This is a genomic window from Flagellimonas onchidii (assembly GCF_004804315.1).
GTDB classification, from domain to species: Bacteria; Bacteroidota; Bacteroidia; order Flavobacteriales; family Flavobacteriaceae; genus Flagellimonas; species Flagellimonas onchidii.
Genome location: NZ_SRXX01000057.1, coordinates 1 through 556, shown reverse-complemented (window position 1 = coordinate 556; position 556 = coordinate 1). Strand labels below are relative to the sequence as shown.

General features: G+C 51.3%; 2 protein-coding genes. One reads left to right on the top strand and one right to left on the bottom strand.

All coding sequences use genetic code 11. The features are described 5' to 3' along the window. A partial coding sequence (locus E4661_RS19350; RefSeq protein ID WP_205728992.1) for a hypothetical protein occupies positions 1–275 on the bottom strand: 275 nt, incomplete at its 3' end. A 54-nt stretch (positions 276–329) separates the two neighbouring features. Here E4661_RS19350 and E4661_RS19345 point away from each other — a divergent pair. Then, on the top strand, positions 330–556 hold a 227-nt coding region (locus E4661_RS19345; RefSeq protein ID WP_205728991.1), incomplete at its 3' end, for a hypothetical protein.

The window sequence follows — 556 nt, the reverse complement described above, 5'->3', positions numbered from 1 at the left end:
CCGTTCCCGGCAGTATATTGTGTGTCGTTGTCAGTGGCCGTCGCAAGTTCCTCTAGTGCAGCCTCCACGTTAACTGCTGTAAAGTTGTTACCTGAATCCGTAATACTGACCTGGGTTGCATCTATCGCTAGGTTCGCCTCATTGATATCTATATCGATTTCATCGTTACCAACATCATCCGTAACCGTTATCTTATTAGAACCTGCGTTAACATTTTTGAATTCCAAATCCGCACCGGTCTTTCTAGCAAAAATACCTACCCCGCCAGTACCCACGTTAGATGCAGTGTTTGTCTGTCCAGCGGTCGCTGCAAAACCGTCTATCTCAGTTTGAAGCTCAACGATCGCGGACTGTACATCTGTGCTCGTCGTATTTCCCGTAGCCGTAAAAGCCACCTCACCGGCGTCCTGGTCGTCCGTCGCATAGATGCCGTTGGCGCGTACGTCAAGGGCATTGTCCGCATCGGGGCTCGCAACAGCGGTGAACTCGTTGCTCCCGTCCAGGTTCAGACCATTGCCGGCAGTATATTGTGTGTCGTTGTCCGTATCCGGGACGT